General features: G+C 50.5%; 15 protein-coding genes and 1 tRNA gene. 11 read left to right on the forward strand and 5 right to left on the reverse strand.

Annotated features, from left to right (window positions below; genetic code table 11):
- Window position 1 precedes the first annotated feature (1 nt).
- The 3 genes from tviB to On2M_RS00410 form a co-directional block, all read right to left on the reverse strand.
- Window positions 2–1,279 (reverse strand): Vi polysaccharide biosynthesis UDP-N-acetylglucosamine C-6 dehydrogenase TviB, encoded by a 1,278-nt coding sequence (gene tviB / locus On2M_RS00400; RefSeq protein ID WP_151217050.1) that lies wholly within the window; start codon window positions 1,277–1,279, stop codon window positions 2–4.
- A 257-nt stretch (window positions 1,280–1,536) separates the two neighbouring features.
- A complete protein-coding gene (locus On2M_RS00405; RefSeq protein WP_187253888.1) occupies window positions 1,537–2,061 on the reverse strand; it encodes a Vi polysaccharide biosynthesis protein TviA in 525 nt (174 codons plus the stop codon).
- Window positions 2,062–3,477: 1,416 nt separating this feature from the next.
- Window positions 3,478–3,572 (reverse strand) — tRNA-Sec (locus On2M_RS00410).
- A gap of 290 nt (window positions 3,573–3,862) precedes the next feature.
- Here On2M_RS00410 and On2M_RS00415 point away from each other — a divergent pair.
- From On2M_RS00415 to On2M_RS00460, 10 genes are all read left to right on the forward strand, one after another.
- On the forward strand, window positions 3,863–5,245 hold the full coding sequence (locus On2M_RS00415) for a glycoside-pentoside-hexuronide family transporter (RefSeq protein ID WP_151224013.1): 1,383 nt from the start codon (window positions 3,863–3,865) through the stop codon (window positions 5,243–5,245).
- Between the two features lie 10 nt (window positions 5,246–5,255).
- A complete protein-coding gene (gene yicI / locus On2M_RS00420) occupies window positions 5,256–7,574 on the forward strand; it encodes an alpha-xylosidase (RefSeq protein WP_210904104.1) in 2,319 nt (772 codons plus the stop codon).
- A 323-nt stretch (window positions 7,575–7,897) separates the two neighbouring features.
- Entirely contained in the window at window positions 7,898–9,451 is a 1,554-nt protein-coding gene (locus On2M_RS00425; RefSeq protein ID WP_210904106.1) for a transcription antiterminator, read from the forward strand.
- 26 nt (window positions 9,452–9,477) lie between these two features.
- Window positions 9,478–9,948 carry a fructose PTS transporter subunit IIA gene (locus tag On2M_RS00430; RefSeq protein WP_210904107.1) on the forward strand — a complete coding sequence of 157 codons (471 nt, stop codon included), beginning with the start codon at window positions 9,478–9,480 and terminating at the stop codon, window positions 9,946–9,948.
- Between the two features lie 19 nt (window positions 9,949–9,967).
- Window positions 9,968–10,288 (forward strand): PTS fructose transporter subunit IIB, encoded by a 321-nt coding sequence (locus On2M_RS00435; RefSeq protein ID WP_210904109.1) that lies wholly within the window; start codon window positions 9,968–9,970, stop codon window positions 10,286–10,288.
- A 26-nt stretch (window positions 10,289–10,314) separates the two neighbouring features.
- The gene (locus On2M_RS00440; protein WP_210904111.1) at window positions 10,315–11,406 is read left to right on the forward strand and encodes a PTS fructose transporter subunit IIC; all 1,092 of its coding nucleotides are present in this window, start codon (window positions 10,315–10,317) and stop codon (window positions 11,404–11,406) included.
- 11 nt (window positions 11,407–11,417) lie between these two features.
- A complete protein-coding gene (locus On2M_RS00445; RefSeq protein WP_210904113.1) occupies window positions 11,418–12,269 on the forward strand; it encodes a class II fructose-bisphosphate aldolase in 852 nt (283 codons plus the stop codon).
- An 80-nt stretch (window positions 12,270–12,349) separates the two neighbouring features.
- Window positions 12,350–13,210, forward strand: coding sequence for a ketose-bisphosphate aldolase (locus On2M_RS00450; RefSeq protein WP_210904115.1), 861 nt, complete (start codon window positions 12,350–12,352; stop codon window positions 13,208–13,210).
- Window positions 13,211–13,259: 49 nt separating this feature from the next.
- Window positions 13,260–14,198 (forward strand): ROK family protein, encoded by a 939-nt coding sequence (locus tag On2M_RS00455; RefSeq protein ID WP_210904117.1) that lies wholly within the window; start codon window positions 13,260–13,262, stop codon window positions 14,196–14,198.
- Complete coding sequence (locus tag On2M_RS00460; protein ID WP_210904119.1) at window positions 14,179–14,856, forward strand: D-lyxose/D-mannose family sugar isomerase; 678 nt, start codon at window positions 14,179–14,181, stop codon at window positions 14,854–14,856. The genes On2M_RS00455 and On2M_RS00460 overlap by 20 nt, the downstream gene beginning before the upstream one ends.
- 44 nt (window positions 14,857–14,900) lie before the next feature.
- On the opposite strand, the gene On2M_RS00465 is transcribed toward On2M_RS00460, so the two are convergent.
- Window positions 14,901–16,610 carry an AsmA family protein gene (locus On2M_RS00465; protein ID WP_210904121.1) on the reverse strand — a complete coding sequence of 570 codons (1,710 nt, stop codon included), beginning with the start codon at window positions 16,608–16,610 and terminating at the stop codon, window positions 14,901–14,903.
- Between the two features lie 121 nt (window positions 16,611–16,731).
- On the reverse strand, window positions 16,732–18,123 hold the full coding sequence (gene xanP / locus On2M_RS00470) for a xanthine/proton symporter XanP (protein ID WP_137376861.1): 1,392 nt from the start codon (window positions 18,121–18,123) through the stop codon (window positions 16,732–16,734).
- Window positions 18,124–18,348: 225 nt separating this feature from the next.
- Between xanP and gltS the strand changes: the two genes are divergently transcribed.
- Complete coding sequence (gene gltS / locus On2M_RS00475) at window positions 18,349–19,554, forward strand: sodium/glutamate symporter (protein WP_151217035.1); 1,206 nt, start codon at window positions 18,349–18,351, stop codon at window positions 19,552–19,554.
- Window positions 19,555–19,556 lie beyond the last annotated feature (2 nt).

Here is a 19,556-nt window from a genome sequence, read left to right on the forward strand (position 1 = left end):
ATTATAACCTCACATCTGACTGCTCAGGTGAAAGGATATACTTCAAATCATAAAGTACGTGTTTATCTTTTCCAAAGCCACGAATATCATTACTCCCCATCTTCTTAAACTGCTCATGGCCAACGGCGACAATAATAGCATCATAAGAAGCTGCCTTGATTTCCGATACAGGTACAATCCCGTATTCCTCTTCGACTTCCTCAGCATCCACCCAAGGGTCAAAAATATCAACATTACAGCTGTAATTGCCCAATTCTTTTACAACATCGATAATGCGGGTATTTCTGATATCCGGGCAGTTTTCCTTAAAGGTGAACCCCAGAATCAGAACGTTAGAACCCTCAACATTAATCCCTTTTTTGATCATGGCTTTGATCAACTGTCCCGAAACATAGTTACCCATATTATCGTTCAGTCGACGACCCGCGAGGATAATTTCCGGATAGTAACCGATGCCCTGAGATTTATGAGTCAGATAATAGGGATCGACGCCAATGCAGTGACCACCAACCAGTCCCGGACGGAATGGCAGGAAGTTCCACTTACTTCCCGCGGCTCGCAGCACGGCTTCAGTGTCAATCTCTAATCGGTTAAAGATTATCGCCAATTCATTTACCAGCGCGATATTGAGATCGCGTTGGGTATTTTCAATCACCTTTGCCGCTTCCGCGATCTTAATGCTTTCCGTTTTGTACGTTCCTGCCGTGATGATCTGTTGATAGATCTCATCAACCAGACAGGCCGTTTCTGCAGTTGAGCCAGAGGTAATTTTCTTAATAGTTGTCAGACGGTATTTTTTATCGCCGGGATTGATACGCTCTGGGCTATATCCGACGAAGAAATCTTTGTTAAACGTCATCGCGGACATACGCTCAAGGATCGGCACGCATTCTTCTTCAGTACATCCTGGATATACCGTAGATTCATAGACCACAATATCGCCTGGTCTCAGTACTTTACCAACAGTTTCACTTGCCATAATCAAAGGGGTGAGATCTGGCTGCTTATAATCGTTGATCGGTGTCGGGACGGTAATGATGTAAAAATTGCATTCTCTGATTTCATCAATTGATGAGGTAAACGTCAGATGGCGAGCATCACGTAGCTCTTCTTCTGTGGTTTCGAGATTGACATCGATCCCTTCTTTTAGCTCAAGTATACGTTTCTGATTAACATCAAAACCAACCACCTGACGAATTTTCCCAAATTCAGCAGCTAATGGCAAACCAACATACCCGAGTCCAATAATGGCAATTTTCACATCATCTTTGCTGATCATTACTGATAAATCCCTTATTTAATAATTATTCACTTTAAATAAATTCCAGATATTTTCTGGAACGCTACCGCCCCTGACGATCTAAGCCAGCGTATCTATTCTTATCGAAATTACGACAGTTTCTAGTCTAAGGAAGGCTAGAAATGTTATATTTTCTAATTTTAGTTAAATGGAGGTCGTATGCAGTATCAGTTCTAAAACAACAATTAAAGATCGGAGCTTTAATTGTAATTCTTATTGAGATAACGCATATCTGCTTATTCTGGCAATAGAAGATATCGAGGGTCCCGCACGCCGAATTTATGGGCGATTTCTTTTCTCCAACGATACAATGTTGACGGCGAGTTCATGAATCTATCCTGAAGCTCCTCCATACCGCTTTCGGTTAAGAAGTACTTCATCTTCATGATATCTTTGTTGCTAATCTTAAAGTTACATTCCCTTCGCCCTGCTGTTATCTTGTCACCATTTCGATATAGGCTTATTTTCTTAATCATCTCCGACACAGGTGTTGAGGTATCGAAAACAGCAATAACATTTTTGATATTATCCAGCCAAAAAAGAGCCAAAGGCATCAACCGTGAACTTGAAATGATGATTATGATTTTATTGATATTTTTATTCCGTGAGAAAAAAACCAAGGTGCTATGTAAGCTGTATTGATTAAGATTCACAAATAAATAATTTCTTTCGTTTGTAATCAGTGACATTTCATCAATAACACTAGCGACACCAACTCCAAAGTAAATATCATTTGGTGGCCAGAAATGTTGATACTTCATGAAGCCTCCATAACCTCGAACAACTCTATTTCATCCATGGAAAGGTAAGTGTGTACTTTTAAGCACATCTACCCTCTAAAAAATACCTAACAATCGAGTAATTGATTTTATTAATATTGTTAAGTGCATGAGATGAACTTTTACACAACAAGGATGTGATATCAACCCCTCGCCATTCATAGCTAAAAACTATCAATCATTCATTCTTAGATTTGAATTACTAATGAATATCGGAATTTTAATGCGATTATTGGTGTATTTTTAGCGCTACTTGTGAAAACGCACTTTCATCTTTTATTCAAAATGAGAAAATTCTCAAAACACACAGAAACATTTTCTTACAAACTTACAGCATACATACCGAGGTTAAAGGTACCTTGGCTGAATTGTCACCCGTGTCTTTACGTTTAAATTCTTAGCTATCTCGTGTTATATTTTAATCAGTACAACTCAAGTCTATCTAACTATATTTTTCATGTTTTTCAGCAAGCGTGACATAATATACATAAGGCTCACGAACTACTCAGCATAGCAAGTATTAAAAATGGTATAAATACTAAACTAATTCATATGTTTTTTGTATCTACATAAGTTTTGATCGGATAATGAGACTAAAACTAGTCACCTTAATAAATTATCGATAATGATCAAGATCCTTAAGATATTTTTAACAAAATAAATAAGTACCTTTTTTAAATCAGACCAAATCTAAATTATTTAAAAGATGTTACTGCCTATAAGAGAAAATTGACTTGTAAAAAGACTACTTTATTTATGCAGGATGAAAAATCTTATATTGTATTCAAAAAAAGATAACTATGGAATTATATTCTAAAAATTAATTACGTGACTTTTATTTTTACTGGTATATTTTCAGACAAGCACTCTAACATATCCCTTGCAATTTATTAAAATAAATCCAATTTATTGAACATTAATTTTTTGTACCAGACGGATACAAAAGTGATATTTAGGACACCGGTATCGCGAATTGGAAGGATTAACCAGCCTTTACAAGACCGTACTATCCGAGTGCGTCAAAGATATCTTTTTGGCTCCTGTAGATTGTTAGTTTCATATGAGGTATCTCCCGAAAGTGGTATCGAAATCCGCCGATCGTCTCCCACAATCGGTTTAGCTTTTATCTTCGTGCAGTAAGTGACCGTTAAACAAAGAAACACATTGAAATTACGAAGAATAATTGAATCATGAGAGTCAATAAGAAATAGGTCGTGGAGGGCGAAGGGATTAGAACAAATACATCAATAAATTGAAAAATATGAACTTTTCAAGTTTATACCCCAAAAACCGTTTGAAACTGGTTGAAGTCGATTGCTCTCGGGATACAAGGAATGCCTGATATATAAGGGATTAGAAGGGATTTATTGACTTCGGGAGAGTTCAGGAGAGTCTAATTGGCGGAAGATCACAGGAGTCGAACCTGCCCGGGAACGCTGGCGTCCCCAACTGGATTTGAAGTCCAGCCACCTCACCGGAGATGACGATCTTCCGCGCCTCGATTGCTACATGGAGGCGGGGCGCATTATAGCTACTTCCTGGGGTTTCCACACCCCCTCACTCACTTTTTTAACTTCCCTTTTGTCTTGCTATGATCGATTTCATATAAATCCTCAATAAATCCGTTAGTTACATTTCATCATATTTTTCGACGCTACCCTGATCACAGAAAACAAGAATCATAATTTGATAACGAGAAATCGGAATACCCGCGCTCACAGGGATGGTTTACAAGAACTGTAACCGGTATCAGGGCGTGTGAAAGTGCTAACAAGGATGCGTAATGAAAAGTGAGATTCTGTCTGTTAAAGAGAAGATTGGCTACGGGATGGGGGATGCGGCGAGCCACATTATCTTCGATAACGTCATGTTATATATGATGTTCTTCTACACCGATATTTTTGGTATTCCGGCCGGATTTGTCGGCACCATGTTTTTGCTGGCGCGCGCGCTGGACGCCATCTCAGACCCTTGCATGGGGCTGCTTGCCGACCGTACACGGTCGCGCTGGGGGAAATTTCGTCCGTGGGTACTGTTTGGCGCACTGCCGTTTGGCCTGGTTTGCGTGCTGGCCTACAGTACGCCAGATCTCAGCCTGAACGGTAAAATGATTTATGCTGCCATCACTTACACCCTGCTGACTCTGCTCTACACCGTAGTGAACATCCCCTACTGTGCTTTGGGCGGTGTCATCACCAATGACCCAACGCAGCGTATCTCCCTGCAATCATGGCGCTTCGTGCTGGCGACGGCGGGCGGCATGCTCTCCACCGTGCTGATGATGCCGCTGGTGAATCTGATTGGCGGCGAGGATAAAGCGTTCGGCTTTCAGGGCGGGATTGCCGTGCTCTCGGTGGTGGCCTTCCTGATGCTGGCATTTTGTTTTTTCACTACCAAAGAACGCGTGGAAGCGCCGCCGAGCACCACCTCGATGCGTGAAGACCTGCGCGACATCTGGCAAAACGATCAATGGCGCATCGTTGGCCTGCTGACCATCCTCAACATCCTGGCCGTCTGTGTTCGCGGCGGGGCGATGATGTATTACGTCACCTGGATTTTGGGTACGCCGGAGGTATTTGTCGCCTTCCTCACCACCTATTGCGTTGGTAACCTGATCGGCTCTGCGCTGGCGAAGCCGCTCACCGACTGGAAATGCAAAGTCAGCGTCTTCTGGTGGACCAACGCCGCGCTGGCGGTGGCGAGCCTGGCGATGTTCTTTGTGCCGATGCACGCCAGCATCACCATGTTCGCCTTTATCTTCGTGATTGGTGTACTGCACCAGCTCGTAACGCCAATCCAGTGGGTGATGATGTCCGACACCGTTGATTACGGCGAATGGTGCAACGGTAAACGCCTGACGGGGATCAGCTTTGCGGGCACATTGTTTGTGCTCAAGCTGGGCCTGGCGTTCGGTGGGGCACTGATTGGCTGGATGCTGGCAGGTGGGGGCTACGACGCCGCAGCGAAAACCCAGAACAGCGCCACCATTAGTATCATCATCGCACTGTTCACCATTGTCCCGGCTATTTGCTACCTGCTGAGTGCCGTGATTGCCAAGCGCTTCTACACCCTGAAAACCCCGTATCTGACTGAAATCATGAGTCAACTGTCTCAGGGGGCGCGTCGTAATCAGCAGGATTTCACGACGAAAGAATTACAGAACTAAGGAACCAGCAATGAAAATAAGCGATGGAAACTGGCTGATTCAACCCGGTCTGAACGTGATTAACCCGATTCAGGTGTTCGAGGTTGAACAGCAGGGCAATGAGATGATTGTCTACGTTGCGCCGCGCGACGTGCGTGAACGTACCTGGCAACTGGATACCCCATTGTTTACCCTGCGTTTTTTCTCTCCGCAGGAAGGGGTGGTGGGCGTACGTATGGAACACTTCCAGGGTGCGCTGGATACCGGCCCGCATTACCCACTGAACGTGCTGAAAGACGTTAACGTTGAGATGCAGAACACCGTTGAGTTTGCCGAGCTGAAGAGCGGCAACTTAAGCGTGCGCGTCACCAAAGGGGAGTTCTGGTCGCTGGATTTCCTGCGTAATGGCGAGCGTATTACCGGCAGTCAGCTGAAAAATAACGGCTACGTGCAGGATGCCCACAGCGGGCGTAACTATATGTTTGAGCGCCTGGATCTCGGTGTCGGGGAAACGGTATATGGCCTGGGCGAACGCTTTACCGCGCTGGTGCGCAACGGCCAGACGGTAGAAACCTGGAACCGCGATGGTGGCACTAGTACCGAGCAGTCTTACAAGAACATCCCGTTTTATCTCACCAACCGCGGTTACGGCGTACTGGTGAACCATCCGCAGTGTGTGTCGTTTGAAATCGGCTCTGAGAAAGTGTCGAAAGTGCAGTTCAGCGTGGAAAGCGAGTATCTGGAATACTTCGTTATTGACGGCCCAACGCCGAAGGACGTGTTGAACCGTTATACCCAATTCACTGGCCGTCCCGCGTTGCCGCCAGCCTGGTCGTTCGGCCTGTGGCTGACCACGTCGTTCACCACCAATTATGACGAAGCGACGGTCAACAGCTTTATCGACGGCATGGCCGAGCGCAACTTGCCGCTGCACGTTTTTCACTTTGACTGCTTCTGGATGAAAGCCTTCCAGTGGTGCGATTTTGAGTGGGATTCTGTGACCTTCCCGGATCCGGAAGGTATGATCCGCCGCCTGAAAGAGAAAGGGCTGAAGGTGTGCGTGTGGATCAACCCGTACATCGGGCAAAAATCACCGATTTTCAACGAACTGAAAGAGAAGGGGTATCTGCTCAAGCGGCCGGATGGTTCCCTGTGGCAATGGGATAAATGGCAGCCGGGCCTGGCGATTTATGACTTCACCAATCCTCAAGCCTGTGAGTGGTATGCCAACAAGCTGAAAGGTCTGGTGGATATCGGTGTGGATTGCTTCAAAACCGACTTTGGCGAACGCATTCCCACGGATGTGCAGTGGTTTGACGGTTCTGATCCACAGAAAATGCACAACCATTATGCGTACATCTACAATGAACTGGTGTGGAACGTGCTGAAAGACACCGTCGGTGAAGAAGAGGCTGTCCTGTTTGCTCGTTCAGCTTCGGTGGGCGCACAGCAGTTTCCGGTACACTGGGGCGGTGACTGCTACGCCAACTATGAATCGATGGCGGAAAGCCTGCGCGGCGGCCTGTCGATTGGTCTGTCCGGATTTGGCTTCTGGAGCCACGATATCGGCGGCTTCGAAAACACCGCGCCGGCGGATGTCTACAAGCGCTGGTGCGCCTTTGGCCTGTTCTCCAGCCACAGCCGCCTGCACGGCAGCAAATCCTATCGTGTGCCATGGGCGTATGACGAAGAGTCCTGCGACGTGGTGCGCTACTTCACCGAAATGAAGTGCCGCATGATGCCGTACCTGTACCGTCAGGCGGCACTGGCGAACGAGCAGGGCACGCCGATGCTGCGCGCCATGATGCTGGAGTTCCCTGACGATCCGGCGTGCGACTACCTTGACCGTCAGTACATGCTGGGAGATTCCCTGGCGGTGGCGCCGGTGTTCACCGAAGCGGGCGATGTACAGTTCTACCTGCCGGAAGGTCGCTGGACGCATCTCTGGCACAACGACGAGGTGCAGGGCAGCCGCTGGCATAAGCAGCAGCACGACTTTATGAGCCTGCCGGTGTATGTGCGCGACAACACCCTGCTGGCGCTGGGCAACAATAACCAGCTGCCGAACTACGCCTGGCATGAAGGCACCGCGTTCCAGCTGTTCCATCTGCAGGAGGGCCGGGAAGCGGTGTGTGAAGTGCCTGCGATGGACGGCTCGGTTATCTTCACGCTGAAGGCAAAGCGTGTAGGTAATACCGTCACCGTGCAAGGGAATGGTGAGGCACGTAACTGGACGCTGTGCCTGCGTAATATTCAGAAAGTTGGCGGCATTAAATGCGGGTCGCATATGGGCAGCGAGCACGGTGTAGTCATTATTCCACAGGGCAGTGAGCTGACGATTACCTTGTAAGCATGTGTCGACGTGGTGCCGGATGCGTTTTATCCGGCACCACGCTGCGGGCAGCGTTCCAGATCTGAAAATCAAAAATATCCTGACTTAACATTTCATCACCCTATATTTGCGAGCGCGGTCACTCTAATTACCACGAAAAATGTGATCTGTGCCGTAAATATCTCACTATTTCCTCTTTTTGTCTTATTTCTGTCCGGAATACAGGACACGATTTAGTATTGTTGCCACATCGTAGTCCTCTTATATTTACCATCACGGATTACACGTGGAGCGTAAGCGCTTCTTTAGCTATTTAATCTGGTGTGTGATAAGGGTAAATAATGCAAATGATTACCTCGCGACAAAACAGATTATTAAAGTTTCTTCTGTCCCGGAAGGAATATGTCACGCTTCTGAAAATTGCCGAGTATTTATCTGTTTCAGAGAAAACAGTGCAGCGCGATCTGCGGTTACTGGAACAATGGCTATCTGAATGGAAAATATCTGTTGATAAACGCGCTGGGGCGGGCGTGTTATTAAGTGCCGATAATATTACTGACCTTTTATATCTGGATCAGTTATTAGGTACGGAAGGTGATGAAGCTGACGGCATGATGAATAATTCACGGCGGGTTAAAATAGCTTCGCAATTACTAAGCGAAACGCCGCATGAAACGTCGATCAGCAAATTATCTGAACGTTATTTTATTAGTAGCGCATCGATTGTTAACGATCTGAAAGTGATTGAATCCTGGATTACCCCGCTGGGCCTGTCGCTGATTCGCAGCCAGAGCGGTACACACATAGAAGGCAGTGAGAGCGGTGTGCGCCAGGCAATGGCGTCTCTGATTAACGGTGTGATTAACCATAATGAACCTGGCAGCGTAATTTATTCACGTCTTGATCAGGGCAGCTATAAAGCGTTAGTACATTACTTCGGCGAAGAAGACGTTTTATTTGTCCAGACGCTGTTACAGGAAATGGAGAACGATCTGTGCTGGTCGTTGGGCGAGCCTTACTACGTCAATATCTTTACTCATATTCTGATCATGATGTATCGCATCACGCGGGGCAATGCGCTGCCGAGAAAAGAAGAGAGCATCACTACCTGTGATGAAAACATCTTTTCCATTGCCAGTCGTATGATTCAGCATATTGAAAAACGCATTGCCCACCCGCTGCCGGAAGACGAAGTCTGGTTTATTTATCAATACATTATCTCTTCCGGCGTGGTAATTGAAGAGCATAACGACGTGAGCGTGATTGGCCACATGCTCTCCAGCGACGAAGCGCGCTTGATTACCCAGCGGCTGATTGCCACCTTCGCTGAAATGGTCGACAGCGATCTTAGCCAGGATACTGCGCTGTATGACGGATTGCTGATCCATATTAAGCCGCTGATTAACCGCCTGAACTACCAGATCCGCATTCGCAATCCGTTGCTGGAGGATATTAAAGGCGAGTTGCAGGACGTGTGGCGTCTGACCCAGTGCGCGGTGAATCGGGTGTTTAGCGGCTGGGGCGAGCGAGCCGTGTCGGAAGATGAGGTGGGATATCTAACCGTACATTTTCAGGCCGCAATGGAGCGGCAGATCGCGCGTAAGCGCGTGCTGCTGGTCTGCTCAACCGGTATCGGCACTTCCCACTTACTTAAAAGCCGCATTCTACGCGCATTTCCGGACTGGACCATCGTTGGCGTGGTGTCGGTTAGTAGCTTGCCTTCTATACTGACGGACGATATTGAACTGGTGGTATCGACAATTAATTTACCCGTTGTTGCCATGCCGGTTGTGTATGTCACCGCCTTTTTCAATGATGTGGATATTAAGCGGGTAACAGAAACGGTTATTACGGAAAAATTACATCGGGCGACATCGCTGGTCGTTGAAAATTAATGTCTGAACTCCATGAGGTATGATTGATGGACATCACGAAAATACTCAATACAAATCGCGTTATTTTGGACATGAGGGCCACAAACAAAACGGAGGTTATTGAGGAACTGACGGATATTCTGCAAAAAGATGGGGCAATTAGCTGTCGGGAAACGTTTATTCAGGATGTCTGGCAGCGTGAATCAGAAGGCTCGACCGGTTTCGAAAACCATATTGCTATTCCGCATGGGAAATCCTCGGCAGTGGTCAATACCACGCTGGCAATTGGGCGTACCCGCCAGGACATTCCCTGGGAAACCCTGGACGGCAGCAATGTGCGCTGCATTATTCTGTTTGCGGTACGCCTTGAGGATCAAAACACCACCCATATTCGTTTGCTCTCGCAGGTTGCCGGAGCGTTGGCGGATGACGATATTATTGAACAGCTGTTAGTCGAAAGTAGTCCACAGAAAATTATTGAGCTTTTTAGCCAATATGCTGAATCCAATGTCTGCTAAATAAAAAGTGGAGCACGTTATGAATATTGTTTGTGTTGCCGCCTGTACGGCGGGTATTGCGCACACCTATATTGCCCGTGAAAAGTTAATTAAAGGTGCTAAAGCGCTTGGTCATAATATAAAAGTTGAAACCCAAGGAACCATTGGCACGGAAAACGAATTACTCACAGAAGATATTTCTGCAGCTGATGTCGTGATTCTCGCTGTCGATGTAAAAATAAAAGGGGAGGAGCGATTTTCAAATAAACCTATTGTGCGAGTAAAAACCGAAATAGTTATAAAGTCGCCGATTCAGTTTCTTGAAAAGGTCGAAAAATCATTAGTTAATAACAACCAGTAGCGATCCTCATTCTGGAGGGATTTCACATGAGTGAAAATAAAATTCCGCTATCTCAGGAAATAAAGAGACATTTATTAACGGGGATTTCGTGGATGATCCCGTTAATTGTCGCCGCCGGGATCTGTATTGCTCTCGGACAAATACTTGGCGGCACTAACGTGGGTGAAAAAACAGGAACCATACCCTGGATGCTCAACCAGATTGGCGGCTGGGGGATGGGGTTAATCGTACCGCTGATTAGTGCGGCGATTGCGTACTCCATTGCCGACCGTCCTGGATTCGCGCCAGGTCTGATTGTCGGCTTTGTCTGCGGTGAAATTCATACCGGTTTTATCGGCGGGATGCTGGGCGGGTTCCTGGTCGGTTATACCGTCCTTCTACTTAAGCGCTATATCCGTTTGCCACAGTCGATGCAGGGGCTGATGCCCATCATGGTGTTGCCGGTACTGAGTACCGTGATTGGCGGCCTGTTGATGATGACGCTGATTGGCAAGCCGATAGCCTGGCTGCAGGACGCGTTGATTCATCTGCTGGAGTCTATGCAGTGCGGGTCACGGTTCCTGATGGGCGCCATCCTCGGCGCAATGGCGACATTCGACTTCGGCGGGCCGGTGAATAAAACCATGTCGCTGTTTGCTGACGGCATGCTGGTCAGCGGCGTTTATGGTCCGGAAGCGGTGAAGTTTGTCGGTTCAATGATCCCTCCATTCGGCATTACGCTCTCCTTCCTACTGACGCGTCACAAGTACACCCGCGCGGAGCGCGAGGCGCTGAAAGCGGCATTCCCGATGGGGATCTGCATGATTACCGAAGGGGTTATTCCGATTGCGGCGCGCGACCTGCTGCGCGTGGTGGGCTCCTGTGTGGTGGCCTCGGCGGTAGCGGGCGGCCTGATTATGGTGTGGGGTGTTGAAAGCCCGGTACCGCACGGCGGTATGTTTGTGGTCCCGCTCTTTACGCATCCGCTGTTGTTTTGTCTGGCGCTGGGGATCGGCACGGTGATTTGCGGTGTCATGTTGTCGCTGTGGAAGAAACCGGTGACCGAGCGTGACGAAGAGTTTGATGAACTCAGCGATCAAAAATTGAAAGACGAAGAGATCACCTTCACCCTGGAATAACCGGAGGCCGTATGTTTGCCGATATGAAAAGCATGGTGACGAAAGCCTGGCGCGAGCAGTACGCGCTGCTGGCCATCAACTGCATGAACCTGGAAAGCGCCCGCGCAGCGGTTCGGGTGGCCGAGAAACACCGTGCGCCCATCATTCTGAATCTGTATCAGGGGCATCTGGAGCATTTTCCGGCCCCGATAGCGGCGGCGGTCGTCAAAACGCTGGCAGAGGAAGCCTCGGTACCGGTCGCGCTGGCACTGGATCATGGAAAGGATCCTGTACGCATTCGCCAGGCTTTTCGCGCCGGATTCAGCGGGTTAATGATCGATGCCTCCGCCTTTGCGCTGGAGGAGAATATTCGCCAGACCCGTGCAGTGGTTGAGCTCGCAGCCAGCGTTTCTCTGTGTGTGGAAGGCGAGCTGGGCCATCTGGCCGATGCTCCGCGCTATGACCATGCGACTAACATGGATTTGATGACTCAGGCTGCTGATGTGGCACCGTTTATCCAACAAACCGGGATCGACTTACTGGCAGTATCGGTCGGTACGGCGCACGGCATGTACGCGCCGGGCGTTACGCCAGCCATTCATTTCCAGCGGCTGGAGGAAATTGCCCGGTTATCAACGGTACCTCTGGCGCTGCATGGCGGCAGCGGGACGCCGTTTGATCAGTTGCAGCGCTGTCCGATGTTTGGCGTCGCCAAGATAAACGTTGGCGCAGCGGTCTTTGAAGCCGGAAAGGCCGCGCTGCTGCATACCCTGTGTCATGACACATCCGGTGAGCTCGTTGATACCCTGGCCCTGATGGAGCAGGCCTGCGAGGAAGCCATTATTCCGTATCTACAGGCCAGCGGCGCTATCAATAAAGCCTGATTTGTTTTCTGTAACGCCTTCTATGCCTCTGCGATGACGCACTGGCAGGGCTTTCTACACCCTGAAACTGGAGAATTAACATGTTAGTTTCGATGAAAGAATTACTGCAACCTACCCGTCAGCACGGTTTTGCCATCGGCGCATTCAACGTGGCGGACAGCTGCTTTGTACGTGCTGTCGTGGAAGAAGCGGAAGCGACCAACACCCCGGCGATTATCTCCATTCACCCCAGCGAACATGATTTTGTCGGCGATGCGTTTTTTAGCTACGTCCGTGATATCACGATGCGTAGCCGGGTGCCGTTTACTCTGCATCTGGACCACGGCGCTTCAGTGGAGCATGTCCTGCGGGCGATTCAGTGTGGGTTTACCTCGGTGATGATTGATGGATCGCTGCTGCCGTATGAAGAGAACGTGGCGCTGACCCGCGAAGTGGTCAAACTGGCGCATGCGGTAGGTGTCTCGGTTGAGGGGGAACTGGGCACGATTGGCCAGACCGGAACGTCAGTGGAAGGCGGCGTATCGAAGATCACCTATACCGATCCAGTTCAGGCACAGGATTTTATCGCCCGTACCGGCGCAGACACGCTGGCGGTGGCGATTGGTACGGCACACGGGATCTACCCGAAAGGGATGCAGCCAGAGCTGCAAATGAACATCCTGCGTGATATCGCCGGGCGTGTAGACATTCCGCTGGTGTTGCACGGTGGTTCAGCGAATCCGGATGCGGAAATTGCCGAATCCGTTACGCTGGGCGTGGGCAAAATTAACATTTCCAGTGATATGAAGTATGCCTACTTCCAGAAAGTCCGTGAAATCCTGGCGAAAGAAACCTGGTGGGATCCGAACGTGATCTATCCGGACGCGATCGATGCCGCGCGGGAAGTGATCCGTCACAAAATGAAACTGTTCGGCTCAACTGGCAAAGCATCACTGTACTAACGGCGTGCTGGCGGGGTGACCCGCCTCTTTCGTGAGTGAGGAAAAATATATGCACTATCTGGGGCTGGATATCGGGGGAACAAAAATTGCGGCAGTGGTAATGGATGCGTCCGGACAGGAGGTTAAGCGCTATCGTTGCCCAACGCAGAAAGAGAGCTATTCGCAGTTTGTGGCAGCCGTTGTGGCCTTTATTGACGAGATCCGCAGCGATATTCAGCGTCCCATGATGACGGGAATTGCGTTACCTGGCAGTATCTCACCGCTTAGCGGGATGATTAAAAATGCCAATATTCAAGTGATCAATGGACGGGCATTGCAGTCGGATCTTCAGCACAGGTTAGGGCAGCCGGTGGTTATGGCGAATGATGGCAACTGCTTTGCGTTGTCGGAAGCCTGTGATGGTGCGGGCCAGAAGTATGGCGTCGTGTTTGGTATTACGCTGGGCACCGGGTGTGGCGGTGGCATTGCTATTAATCGACAGCCTTTTGTCGGCGCGTGGGGGAATGCGGCTGAGTGTGGTCACATCACGTTGCCGGGATACTGTGAGCACGATGATGGCCCGTCAGTCGCTTGTTATTGTGGTAAGCAAAACTGCGTAGAGTCGTTTGTTTCTGGAACCGGGATAAGCGAGCGCTACCGCATGCTCACAAGGCAATCGCTCTCCGCAAGCGCCATTGTTGCTCTGGCACAGCAGAATGAACCGCATGCCGTACAGCTGGTGGGGCTGTTTCGCCAGCAGCTTGCCAGAACATTGGCGACGATTGTTAATATTCTCGACCCTGGCGTGATAGTGATCGGCGGTGGGCTATCTAATGTCGATCTGTTGGTTGCCAATCTGGACGCTGAGGTTGCCCCTTTCGTTTTTACCGATTTTTTCTCAACCCCCATAGTTAAAGCGCACTACGGTGATAGCAGCGGAATGCGGGGAGCTGCGTGGCTTGCCGCCCAAACAGGGAGAACAGTAAATAATGAAGCGTTCACATATTAATTATGCCGTTGATAAGGCGCATGCCATCGCTGAGACCTTTCGGGTTTGTCTGCCTGACTTTGCGTATTTTACGGCTGACGTCTGGCGGCAACAGGAGCTGGCTCTATGGCGCGAAGTGCTCGATCTGAAACTGGGCTGGGACATTACCGACTTTGGCCGTGGAGATTTTGCGCAAACGGGGCTGACGTTACTGACGTTGCGTAATGGTCAGCCAAGGTCAGCGGGTTATCCTAAACCGTACGCCGAAAAGATGCTGCAAATTCAGCAGGATCAGCAAACGCCATGGCATTTTCATCGCCATAAAATCGAGGATATCGTGAATCGCGGCGGCGGTGACTTATGTATGCAGCTGGCATGGGCCACGCCTGATGACGGGTATGACGCACGGCATATTGTTGAAGTTAGCGTCGATGGTCAGCGGCATAGTGTGAAACCCGGTGAGACACTGGTGTTGAAACCGGGGCAGGGGGTGTGTCTGCCGCCGCGGCTGTATCATCGCTTTTGGGCGGAGAAAGCGTTCGTGCTGGGCTGGGAAATCTCAATGGTCAATGACGACCTGCACGACAACCACTTTCTTGAACCGGGCGGTCGCTTCCCTGTGATAGAAGAGGACGAGCCGGCGAAATGGCTGCTGTGCAGTGAATATGCGCGTTTATGAGTGGGGGGAGGCCCGGCAAGCGAAGTGTATGACCGGGCAATAAATCATTGCGCAGGTGGTGGTGTTGTGACTTCACTCCCTGAAACCACACCACCCTGCATCTGCTGCGTTACTTCCTGTTTCTCCACGTTCACTGCATGCAGTTGGCCGTTGACCGTTGGCTTGAGTGGCGCATCGGCCTGAAAATTGCCGCTGGCGGTAAGCTGAATATTACCGTCGCCGGAAAGGGGCAGTGCGGGCCATCCCCATTGTTGCAGAATCGTCATTGGCACGCCGCGCCCGTTCAGGCTGATCTGAGCCTGGCGCTGAGGCAACTGCGAAATGCTGGCGGTGGCCTCCAGCAGCCCTTTTTCGGTATAGGCGCTCAGTTCGCTGATATTGATGGTGCTATTGTTCGCCGTCAGCGCCAGCGAAGGACGACGCACGTCAGTGCGGTTGAACGTGGCGGCCGCGGCGTTGAGGGTGGCGCTGCCGCTCCAGATCCCCCACTGATTGTTTTGTACCAGCCCGAGGTTGGCACCATAGCCGTCCAGCGCGGTGAGCTGCCATGGGAAGTCCGGATCGATATCAATCACCAGATTACGGCTGGCGCTGAATTTCTTCAGCGTCAGGCTATTTAGCCAGGCGGGTAGGGGTTTCATCCACAGCTGTTTCCAGTTTTCCGGCAGCGTGTATTCCAGACCGGCGATGGCGGCATCATTGAGGATCAGCGCTTTGTTGTTGCGCAGCCAGTTACCCGACGTTCTGACCATACCGCCTTCCCAGCGGGTAGTGAACTGGCGCAGCGCAATACCTTGCGGCGAGAACTCAGCGTTCAGAATCGGATCGAAGAAGTGCAACGAGCCGTAGATAAACTCACTGGCGTTCATTGACAATTTTCCTTCCTGAGTTTGCCAGTCGTCCTTGCTGAAGGTCATGTTGCGCAAGCTCAGGTCGAGATCCGTAACCGCCCAGTCAGGGCCTTGCAGACGGGCATCCGTCACTTCCAGACGACCAATTTGCAGGGAAGGAATGGTGCTTAACGGGGCAAAAAAATCGGCCAACGATTTGTCGCTTTGCAACCGAATATCGTTCAGACGCAGATTCTCCACTACCCAGCTACCGTCGGCATTGCGCTGCGCTACACCGGTTAATGCCCCACGCGCCACGTCCGCGCCAATATTGCTTAGCGTCACCCGGTCATGGTCGATGCTGCCTTCAATCAATACGTTGGTCGTCGGGACGTCGTTCAGCGTCAATGAACTGGCGCTAAGCTGAATTTGCGCTTTGCTGCCGAGAATTTTACCCGCCTCAGGGCTCCAGGGCATGACGCCGCCGTTAACGCGCTGTGCGCTCAGGGTCCATTCGCTGCCGGGGCTGTTAAGCGCCATATCCTGTAACTGCAGGCGATCGGCCTGGAACGACATCGGTGCGGTTTGTTGGGACAAATTCAGCGTGCCGTTTTGCAACAAAATGGTGTCGACATGCAGCGGGTCGGTGATTTGGCGGCTGCTCAGTCCGATATCGACCGTTTTGGCGACCAGCGTGGCGGGCTGACCATCCCGGCCAAAGGTGACGTTTTCCAGCAGAATATGGGAAGGGGAAGAAAACCGGTGATCGATGGCATCAAATGCCAGATGGTAGCTGCTGTTCTGTGAAACCCAGGCGCTGACGCGCTCTGCGCCCCAGCGTGTTTGCAGTAGAAAATAAAGGCCGAGGATCGCCACTGCAAGGGCGATCAGCACGTAAAGAAGCAGCTTTCCAATAAATTTCATGGTCTTCCATCCTGCGAAGTGCACATAATCAAGTTATGCACGATTTAGATGGAATGCTCAAGGCGGGAATGGTGAAAGAGCGTTACAGCGGCGTCGATTCAGAATCAACGCCGCATTTTGCTTATTGCTTCTCTGGAGGGAATATCAGGTTCAGAACGATAGCGGTAATACCGCCTGCAGCAATGCCGGAAGAGAGCAAGTTTTTCACCCAGTCCGGGGCGAACTGCAGGATCAACGGCTGCTGGGAAACGCCCAGACCGACGGCCAGCGACAGCGCGATAATCAGAATCGCACGACGGTTTAGCGGTTCGCGGGACACAATACGCACGCCGGATGCGGCGATAGTACCGAACATTACCAGCGTTGCCCCGCCCAGTACTGGCTCAGGAATATGCTGTACAAAACCGCTGACCGCCGGGAACAGACCCAGCGCGATCAGCATCAGCGCCACCACAAAACCAACATAGCGGCTGGCAACGCCCGTTAACTGAATAACCCCGTTGTTCTGACCAAAACAGGAGTTTGGGAAGGTATTGAACACGGCGGAAACAAATGAGTTCAGACCGTTCGCTAGTACGCCGCCTTTCAGGCGTTTCATGTATAGCGGACCAGAAACCGGCTGCTCGGAGACATCGGAGGTAGCCGTAATATCACCGATGGTTTCCAGCGAGGTAATCATAAAGACCAGCATCAGCGGCAGCAGTAAGCTCCAGTCAATGCCCAGGCCGTAATACAGCGGTGTTGGCACCATCAGCAGGTCCTGACTTACCGGCGCGGTATTTTGCGGCAGCATGTCCATAAACCAGGCCAGCAGATACCCTGCCGCCATCGCAATCACCAATGACGCAACACGCAGGTAAGGGTTGCGTTGACGGTTAAGCAGGATGATTAGTGCCAGCACCACGCCAGCCAGCAGTAAATTCTTCGGTGCGCCAAAGGTGTTGTCGCTCATTGCGGCATAGCCGCCGCCAATCGACGTCAAACCTACCTGAATCAGCGACAGGCCGATAATCATCACCACCACGCCTGAGACCAGCGGAGTAATAATACGACGTGCCAGATGCAGTACGCGTGAGATAACCATCTCAGTGCAACTTGCCAGCATCAGCGTACCGAACAGCGCCGCCATCATGGTTGGAACATCTGCGCCACCGGTTTTTAGCGCCGTACCACCCATAATCAGTGGAGCAACAAAGTTAAAGCTGGTGCCCTGAATGGATAACAGTCCCGAGCCGACCGGCCCCCAGGCTTTGATCTGAATGATAGAGGCTACGCCGGAAGCGAACAGCGACATACTGATAATGTGTTGAGTATCCTGAGCCGGTAAACCGAGCGCCTGGCAAATTAACAGAGCAGGGGTGATCACCGCGACGAACATGGCCAGCAGGTGCTGACAGGCGGCAAACAGGGTCTGGGCTAGCGGGGGGCGATCTTCAAGACGGTAAATCAGTTCACTGTTGTGAGTCTGCGCAACCGGTTGCGCATTTGTTGACTCTACGGCGTTAACGGACATCAGAGGCAATCCCATGGTGGAAAAGCGGTGATTTTATCTGACCAGGGCTGAAAAGCAAACGTTTGCTAGTGGGTATTCTTAATATTTAAAACGGATAAACAAACATTTTTATATAACTTTTCATCATTTTCTGCTTAAAATCCACCCCGAAAACTCAATAAGAGCTAAAAATCGGTCTGAAATGCATCGTGCGTGATTGTGCTAAACGCACTAATGGAGCTGTAAATGTTTTATCTCGATACGTTATCAACACTGGTTGCGGCAACCCTTGTGTTGCTGCTCGGACGTAAGCTCGTCCAGTCTGTCTCATTTCTGAAAAAATACACTATTCCTGAACCTGTCGCTGGTGGGTTGCTGGTGGCGATTGCGCTGCTGGTGTTGAAAAAAAGCATGGGCTGGGAAGTGAACTTCGACATGACCCTGCGCGATCCGTTGATGCTGGCGTTCTTCGCTACCATCGGCTTGAACGCCAATATCGCCAGCCTGCGCGCAGGTGGCCGCGTGGTGGGTATCTTTCTGATTGTGGTTGTTGGCCTGCTGCTGATGCAAAACGCTATCGGTATTGGTATGGCGACCCTGCTGGGTTTGGATCCGCTGATGGGTCTGATCGCCGGTTCGATAACCCTCTCAGGCGGACACGGAACCGGAGCCGCGTGGAGCAAACTGTTTATTGAGCGCTATGGTTTCGCCAATGCGACTGAAGTGGCGATGGCTTGCGCAACGTTCGGCCTGGTGCTAGGTGGACTGATTGGCGGTCCGGTGGCGCGCTATCTGGTCAAACACTCCACTACGCCAGATGGCATACCGGATGATCAGGCCGTGCCGACCGCGTTTGAAAAGCCGGATGTCGGGCGCATGATCACTTCGCTGGTGTTGATTGAAACCATCGCGCTGATCGCTATCTGTTTGACGGTGGGAAAAATCGTTGCGCAAATGCTGGTCGGAACGGTGCTGGAACTGCCGACCTTTGTCTGCGTGCTGTTTGTTGGGGTGATCCTCAGTAACGGTCTGGCATTACTGGGCTTTTATCGGGTGTTCGAGCGTGCGGTTTCGGTGCTGGGTAACGTAAGTTTGTCGTTGTTCCTGGCGATGGCGCTGATGAGTCTGAAGCTGTGGGAACTGGCTTCTCTGGCCCTGCCGATGCTTGCAATTCTGGTTGTTCAGGCCATTTTCATGGCGCTGTACGCAATATTCGTCACCTGGCGCATGATGGGTAAGAACTACGATGCCGCTGTGCTGGCAGCCGGGCACTGCGGTTTTGGCCTCGGCGCGACGCCAACGGCGATTGCCAACATGCAGGCAATTACCGAACGTTTTGGGCCATCCCATATGGCGTTTCTGGTGGTGCCGATGGTGGGCGCGTTCTTCATCGATATCGTCAATGCGCTGGTGATTAAGCTGTATCTGTTGTTGCCGATTTTTGCGCAATAATG

This window comes from Citrobacter sp. On2M (genome assembly GCF_018035235.1).
GTDB lineage: Bacteria > Pseudomonadota > Gammaproteobacteria > Enterobacterales > Enterobacteriaceae > Citrobacter > Citrobacter meridianamericanus.